Here is a 7,541-nt window from a genome sequence, read left to right as displayed (position 1 = left end):
GCGGGTGCGGCTGGCCGTGCGCGGCTGGCGCGACCCGCGGCGCGGCCGGCCGGGCGCGAAGCGCGGAGGCGGAACGGTCAGCGGGGGCGGCGGGCGCCCGGCTCCGGGTCCTCCGGGGTGGGCGGGATGAGGCCGCGGAGCGACTCGACGGCGTCGTCGCCGGCGTCGGTCGCGGCGACGTTGGCGGCGGTCACGGCCTCGAGGACCTCCGCGCGGTGCACGGACACGGAGCGCGGGGCGTCGATGCCCAGGCGGACGCCGTCGCTGCGCACCTCGATCACGGTCACGACGATGTCGTCCCCGATCACGAGTCGCTCCCCGACCCGCCTGCTCAGCACCAGCATGGCGCCGACCCTACCCGCCGCACGCAAGCGCCCGGCACCCGCGCGCGGCACGTCGTCGACGGCGACGTCGCGACCCGGGCGGTGCCACCCCGCCCACGCCCGCCGACCGCCGACCCGCAGTGCGCCACCGGCCGGCCGGCCGGCCCGCCGTCCCGCGCCGCGGTGCACACGCCGACCGCGCCGCCATCCCCGCGCCGACCACCCCACAGGCCCGCGCCGACCGCGCCGCCGGCCCTGCGCCGGCCGTCGCCGCGGCCCGGACGCGGAGCCCCGGGTCAGGCCCAGGTCGTGCCCTCCGGGAGGTGCTCGGCGAGGGCGGCCGCCCAGGCGACGCGCGACGCCGGCACCCCGTCGATCCACGCCACCGGGACGCCGAGCCCGAGCACCGTCCCGGGCTCGCTGGTGTCGAACAGCCCACCGACCGCGAGCGCGTCGAGGGGCCGCCGCGCGCCGACCGCGGCGATCCACCGGGTGCAGTCGCGGCGCTTGCTGCGCGCGTCGACGACGCCCCAGGCCTGGTCGGGCGCGAGGGCCGCGAGCAGCTCGGCCGCCGACTCCTCGCGCACGCGGCCCGGGCGCACGCCGAGCGCGACGACGGTCACGCCGTCGGGGTCGTGGTGCTCGGCGCGCCAGCGCTGCGCGGCGGTCGCGATGGTCAGCCGGCGTCCGCCGCCGACGGGCTCGGCGTCGCCGGCCGCCACGACCGTCGTGCTGCCGGTGCGCAGGGCGAGCAGGTCCGCGACGCGCGTGGCGTCCGCCGGTGGGCCCGCCACGACGACCACGGTGCCCGGGTCGCGCGGCAGGGGCGGGGCGGGGGGCACGGCCGCGAGCAGGCGGGACAGCTCGACGGGGCCGTCGCCGGTGAGCATCTCGGCCGGGACGCCGAGCTCGGCGAGCACGGCGCGCGGCACGCCGGGTGCCGTGGGGGTCGCCGCTTCGGGGGTGGCGTCGGGCGCGGCGCCGCCGGCCGGCGCGGGCCCGGCCGCACCCGCCGGCGACGACGCGCCCGTCACCGCCGGCGCCGCAGCGGGTGCCACCGACGCGGCGGACGTCATCGACGCGGCGGGCGCGCCGAGCGGCTCGAACGTCCGCTCGGCCGCAGCCACCGGCTCGGGCGCCACCTCCAGGTGGTGCTCCGGCGGCAGGCCCGTCATGGCCCGCATCTGCTCGAGCACGGACGCGAACGCCTGCTCGCCGGTCGACACCCGCGGCGCGCGCTGCTCGGGGAGCCCGGCGGGGACGGCGGGCGACGGCACCAGCGTGCCGTCGGGTGCGGCGTCCCCGGCGTCCGCCGCCGCGAGCAGCGCGTCGATGCCCCCGGCGGTCACCACCTGCCCGGCCCCGCGGCGCCGCGGCAGCGCCGCGGTGGGCGCCGGCGCCGCGTCGGGCACGTCGATCGTCAGCTCGTACCGCTCGCGCGCGAAGAACCCCGCGATGCCGCCGCTGCGCACCCGCTCGGCGCGGACGATGCGCGCGGTGGGGCCGAACTCCTCCCGCACGTGCACCATCAGCTCGGCGAGGTCGGCACCCTCAAGCAGCAATCGCGTGGGCACCGCTCACCACCCCGACGGTCTCGATGCGCACCCCTCCGCCGGTCACCTCGGCGTAGGACAGCACCGGGAGCCGCTCCAGGCCCAGCACGACCACCTTGCGCAGGGCGGGCCGCAGCGCGGGCGCGCAGACCAGCACCACGGACCGGCCGGTCGCCTCGGCGTCCGTGACGGCCACGCGCAGCCGCTCGAGCATGGCCTCCAGCCGGCTCGGGTCGGTGACGACCTGCGTGCCGCTGTCCGACGGGCGCAGCGACTCGACGAGCGACTGCTCGAACACCGGGTCGAGGGTGAGCACGCGCAGGACGCCGTCCTGCACGTGCTGCGCGCACAGCGCCGGGCCGAGCGCGCCGCGGGCGGCCTCGACGAGGCCCTCCGGGTCGGTGCTGACCTTCGCGCGCAGCGTCAGCGCCTCGTAGATGCGGCCGAGGTCGCGGATCGGCACCTCCTCCGCGAGCAGCCCCTGGAGCACGCGCTGCACCTCACCGAGCGACAGCAGCCCGGGCACGAGCTCCTCGACCACGGACGGGTTGACCTGCTTGACGCCCTCGGTGAGCACCCGGACGTCCTCCCGGCCCAGCAGGCGCGGGGCGTTCGCGGTGATGATCGCGCCGAGGTGCGTGATGAGCACGGACACCCGGTCGACCACGGTGGCCCCGGCCATCTCGGCGGCGTGCCGCAGCTCGGCGGCCACCCACTTGCCGGGCAGGCCGAAGACGGGCTCGACGACCGCCTGCCCCGGGAGGGCGGCCAGGTCGTCGCCGAGCGCCAGGATGCGCCCGGGCGGGACCTCGCCGCGGCCGACCTCCACGCCGGCGATCCGCACGACGTAGGTGGACCGCGGCAGGTCGACCGAGTCGCGGGTGCGGACCGGGGGCACGACGATGCCGAGCTCCATCGCGATCTTGCGGCGCAGGCCCCGGACGCGGTGCAGCAGGTCCTGGTCCGGGCCGTTGCCGACCATGTCGACCAGGTCGGGCGCCAGCAGGATCTCCAGGGTGTGCACGCGCATCTGCTCGATGAGCGCCTCGGGCGTGTCGTTGCTGGTGGGTGCGGCGGTCGCGGTGGACGCGGCGGCGAGCTCGGCGGCGGCGGCCTCCCGGGCCTGCGTGGCCTTGAGGCGCTGCCCGACGACCAGCAGGCCGGCGCCGACCAGGACGAACGGCAGCTTCGGCATGCCGGGCAGCAGCGCGAGCGCGAGGGCGCCGGAGCCGGCGATCATCAGGGCCGTGCGGGACTGCAGCAGCTGCTTGGAGGCGGCCGTGCCCATGTCGCCCTCGGCGGTGGCGCGGGTCACGACGATGCCGGTGGACACCGACAGCAGCAGGGCGGGGATCTGCGTGACCAGCCCGTCGCCGATGGTCAGCAGGCTGAAGCGCTCGAGCGCCTCCGGCATCGACAGGCCCATCTGGACCATGCCGATGACGAACCCGCCGATGAGGTTGATGAGCGTGATGATGATGCCGGCGATGGCGTCGCCCTTGACGAACTTCGACCCGCCGTCCATCGCGCCGTAGAAGTCCGCCTCGGCCGCGACGTCCGCGCGGCGCTTGCGGGCCGTGTCCTCGTCGATGAGGCCGGAGTTCAGGTCCGCGTCGATCGCCATCTGCTTGCCGGGCATCGCGTCGAGGGTGAACCGGGCCCCGACCTCCGCGACGCGGCCGGCGCCGTTGGTGATGACGACGAACTGGATGACCACGAGGATCAGGAAGATCACGAGCCCGATGACCAGCGAGCCGCCGACCACGAAGTGCCCGAACGCGTCGATGACGGCCCCGGCGTAGCCGTCGCGCAGCACCAGGCGGGTGGACGCGACGTTGAGGCCGAGCCGGAACAGCGTGAACACGAGGATCAGCGACGGGAAGACGCTGAAGTCCAGCGGCCGCTGCACGTACATGCTGGTGAGCAGGATGACCAGCGACGCCGTGATGTTGACGGCGATGAGCACGTCGAGCATCGCCGCGGGCAGCGGCACGACGAGCAGCAGGACGATGCCGACGACGCCGACCGGGACGGCGAGCTGCGAGATCTGCCGGTTCTTCATCACAGGTCCTCGGGGGTGTCGGGTCGGTCGGCGGGGCGGACTCGATCGGCAGGGCACAGCGCGCGGCGGTCCCCTCCCTTGGTCATCGGCAGGCGGGGCCCGGTCATGCGGCCTTCTCCGCACGCAGCCGCCGGCGGGCCGCCGCGACGGTGGTCGGGACGTCGTCGGGGGCGACGGAGCCGCCGGGCATGGTGTGGCGCCCCATCGCGGCGCCGCGGCGCTTGAGCTGCATGACGAACGCCAGCACGCGGGCCACCGCGGTGAACAGGTATGCGGGGATCTCCTGGTCGACGGCGCAGGCCGCGTGCAGCGCCCGCGCCAGGGGGACGTCCTCGACCATCGGGACCCGGTGCTCGGTCGCCTGCGCGCGGATGCGGGCCGCGACGGCGCCGGCGCCCTTCGCGACGAGGCGGGGCGCGCCGGTGCCGGGCACGTACTTCAGGGCGACGGCGACGTGGGTGGGGTTGACGATCACGACGTCCGCGTCGGCGACGGCCGCCATCATGCGGTTGCGGCTCATCGCCATCTGCTTGGACCGGATCTGCCCCTTGACCAGCGGGTCGCCCTCGGTGCGCTTGTTCTCCTCCTTGATCTCCTGGCGGGACATGCGCGTCTGCTTCCGGTTGCGGCGGATGACGACGAGCAGGTCGACCGCCGCGAGCAGCACGCCCGCGGAGACGCCCCACACCAGGAGCTGCTTCACGCCGGACCCGGCCACGCCGAGCATGTGCGCGAGCGGGATGCGGCCGGTGCCCATGAGCTGCGGCACGAGGGCCTGCACCGCGAGGTACAGCACGGTGCCGACGACGGCGGTCTTGAGCAGCGTCTTGGCGCCCTCCCACCACGCGTGCGCCCCGAACAGCCGCTTCACGCCCGACACCGGGTTGAACTGCTGCACGTTCGGCTTGAACTTCTTGACGTGCACGCCGCCCTGCGCGACCGCGACCGCGATCACGACACCCGCGACGACGGCCAGCATCGGGCCGATCGTGCCGACGACCGACCAGAGGCCGTCCCCGAGCAGCTGCGTGACGGTGCCGGCGTCGGGCGACGCGATGGCCTCGCGCACCGACCCGAGCTGCTCGAACGCCGCGTCGGCCGCCCGGCTCGCGGTGCCGGGCAGCATGATCGCCGCGGCGGCCAGCCCGACCCAGGCGGTGAGGTCCTGGGACCGGGAGAGCTTCCCGTCCCGGTGGACCTGCTTCATCCGCTGGGCTGTGGCCTTCTCGGACTTCTCCCCGCTGTCCCCGCCGCCGCTCACGACGCGACCCCCAGCATCGCCTCGAGCGCGCGGCCCGCCAGGTCGTCGATGACGCCGGGCATCGCGAGGTACGCGAAGCCGGCGAACGTCACGGTCATCAAGATCTTCAGCGGGAAGCCCATCGCGAAGGCGTTCAGCGCGGGCGACACGCGGGTGAGCAGCCCCAGGCCGACGTCGGTGAGGAACAGCACGACCAGCAGCGGTCCGCCGATCTGCAGCGCCGCCAGGAACATCTGCGTCAGCCCGGTGGTCGCCACCGACGCGAGCGCGGCGAGGTCCAGGCCGGCCCCCGGCGGCACGGCGTCGAACGACCGGGCCAGCCCGCCGATGAGCACCTGGTAGGCGCCCGAGACGAACAGCAGCACCAGGCACGTCCAGTTGTACAGGCGGGCGAACTGGGCGCCGGACGTCATGTTCTGCGGGTCGAACGCCTGCGCGAGCTGGAACCCGCCGAACAGGTCGATGAGGTTGCCCGCCGCCTGCACGGCCGCGAACACCAGCGACACCAGGAACCCGAGCGCGGCGCCGACGACGGCCTCCAGCACCAGGGCCCCGACGAACTCCCCCGTCGACGTGGTGGCGACGACGTCGAGCCGCGGCAGGACGGCCAGCGCGAGGCCGACCGACAGCATCGCCTTGACCGTCCCCGGGATGCCGCGGTGCGCGAACGGCGGCGCGACCACGAAGAACGCCGCGAACCGGACGCCCGCGAGCATCGCGGTCTGCACGGCCGCCAGGGAGAGCGTGACGTCCATCCCGGGTCAGCCCCCGAGCAGGCTGGGGATGCGCTCGAAGAGCTCCTGCGTGAACGACACGAGCTCCGAGATCATCCAGTTGCCGCACACCAGCAGCGCCACGGCCGCCGCGATCGCCTTGGGGACGAACGACAGCGTGACCTCCTGGATCTGCGTCACGGACTGCACGAGGGACACGGCGAACCCGACGACCAGCGCGGTGACGAGCACCGGCGCCGCGAGCTTCGCGGTGAGGATCAGGGCGTCCAGCCCGATGTCGAGGACGGCCGCGGTGTCCATCAGCCACCCCCCGCCGACGCCGCGCCCACGAGGGCGGTGACGATGAGGCCCCAGCCGTCCACCAGCACGAACAGCAGCAGCTTGAACGGCAGGGACACCATCACCGGCGGCAGCATCATCATGCCCATGCTCATCAGGACCGAGGACACGACCAGGTCGATGACGAGGAACGGCACGAAGATGACGAACCCGATGATGAACGCCGAGCGCAGCTCCGAGAGCATGAACGCCGGGATGAGCGTGAGCATCGGCACGGACGCCGGGTCCTCGGGGTTCGGCTGGTCCGCGGCCCGCGTCAGCAGGGCGAGGTCGGCCTCCCGGGTGTGGCCCAGCATGTAGTCGCGCATCGGCGCCGAGCCGGCGTCGAGCGCGGTCTGGAAGTCCATGCTGCCGTCCAGGTACGGCTGCACCGCGTCCTGGTTGACGTCCGACAGCACCGGCGCCATGACGAACAGGCTGAGGAACAGGGCGAGGCCCGCGATGACCTGGTTCGGCGGCACCGTCGTCAGGCCCAGGGCGTTCCGGGTCAGGGACAGCACCACGAAGATCTTGGTGAAGCCCGTCATCATCAGCAGCAGCGCCGGCGCGACGGACAGCAGCGTGATGCCGATGAGCACGACGATCGAGCTGCTCGGCGAGCCGTTGACGCCGTTGATCGCGACGGACACCTCGCCGCCGCCCGAGGGGTCGGCCGGGCCGGTGGGGGCGGCAGGGCCGTCCGGCGGGACCGGCGCGGCGTGCGCGACGCCCGAGCCGAGCACGACGAGGACGACGGCGAGCGCCAGCACGGCGGCCAGCACGAGCGGCCAGGTGCGGCGGGGGGCACGGAGGGTCGTGGGGGCGGAGGCCGTGGCGGCGGGCGCGGCCGCGGCGGTCGAGGTCGGCCGCACGGCCGCGGGACGCACCCGCAGGTCGGTGGTCACCGGCGCACCGTCCGCTCGCGCAGCGCCGCGACGGCCTGCTTCCACGTGGACGGGGCCAGCACGGAGCCGTGCAGGGCACCGGTGGCCTCCGCCGGGTGGGCGGCGAGCTCCAGCCGCGCGGCGTCGACCTCGGCGACCTCCAGGCCGGCGAGGCCGGGCACCGGCTCGCTGCCGACGGGCTCGACGGGGATCGCCGCGGCGGCGGCGAGGGCGGCGGCGGCCGACGCGGCGGAGGCAGCGGCGGCGTCACGCGCGGGACCGGCGGCGGAGCCCGGGGTGGTCGGGGTGGTCGGCGCGGCCGGCGCGGGGGCGCTGCTCGCGGTGGCCAGGGCCTGGGCGAACACGCGCTCGCGCTGCTCGGCCGACCCGGCGGCGGGCTGTGCGG

The 7,541-nt window shown here is 75.4% G+C and carries 8 protein-coding genes; all 8 read right to left on the bottom strand.

What is annotated here, in order from left to right:
• Positions 1-77 precede the first annotated feature (77 nt).
• A complete protein-coding gene (gene csrA / locus AAHH18_RS18055; RefSeq protein WP_343302568.1) occupies positions 78-344 on the bottom strand; it encodes a carbon storage regulator CsrA in 267 nt (88 codons plus the stop codon).
• A gap of 275 nt (positions 345-619) precedes the next feature.
• Complete coding sequence (locus tag AAHH18_RS18050) at positions 620-1,897, bottom strand: hypothetical protein (RefSeq protein ID WP_343302567.1); 1,278 nt, start codon at positions 1,895-1,897, stop codon at positions 620-622.
• The gene (gene flhA / locus AAHH18_RS18045) at positions 1,875-3,938 is read right to left on the bottom strand and encodes a flagellar biosynthesis protein FlhA (RefSeq protein WP_283321502.1); all 2,064 of its coding nucleotides are present in this window, start codon (positions 3,936-3,938) and stop codon (positions 1,875-1,877) included. The genes AAHH18_RS18050 and flhA overlap by 23 nt, the downstream gene beginning before the upstream one ends.
• 103 nt (positions 3,939-4,041) lie before the next feature.
• Positions 4,042-5,199, bottom strand: a complete 1,158-nt coding sequence (locus AAHH18_RS18040) for an EscU/YscU/HrcU family type III secretion system export apparatus switch protein (protein WP_343302566.1) — start codon at positions 5,197-5,199, stop codon at positions 4,042-4,044.
• Entirely contained in the window at positions 5,196-5,954 is a 759-nt protein-coding gene (locus AAHH18_RS18035) for a flagellar biosynthetic protein FliR (protein ID WP_283321504.1), read from the bottom strand. Before AAHH18_RS18035 ends, AAHH18_RS18040 begins: the two co-directional genes overlap by 4 nt.
• 6 nt (positions 5,955-5,960) lie before the next feature.
• Positions 5,961-6,233 (bottom strand): flagellar biosynthesis protein FliQ, encoded by a 273-nt coding sequence (gene fliQ, locus AAHH18_RS18030; RefSeq protein WP_222171357.1) that lies wholly within the window; start codon positions 6,231-6,233, stop codon positions 5,961-5,963.
• On the bottom strand, positions 6,233-7,033 hold the full coding sequence (gene fliP, locus AAHH18_RS18025; RefSeq protein WP_343302569.1) for a flagellar type III secretion system pore protein FliP: 801 nt from the start codon (positions 7,031-7,033) through the stop codon (positions 6,233-6,235). The genes fliQ and fliP overlap by 1 nt, the downstream gene beginning before the upstream one ends.
• 119 nt (positions 7,034-7,152) lie before the next feature.
• A partial coding sequence (locus tag AAHH18_RS18020) for a hypothetical protein (RefSeq protein WP_343302565.1) occupies positions 7,153-7,541 on the bottom strand: 389 nt, incomplete at its 5' end.

The sequence above is a fragment of the Cellulomonas olei genome, assembly GCF_039548315.1.
In the GTDB taxonomy this organism is placed as follows: domain Bacteria; phylum Actinomycetota; class Actinomycetes; order Actinomycetales; family Cellulomonadaceae; genus Cellulomonas.
Note: the sequence above shows the minus strand (reverse complement) of the source record. Positions and strands in the feature narration are given on the sequence as shown.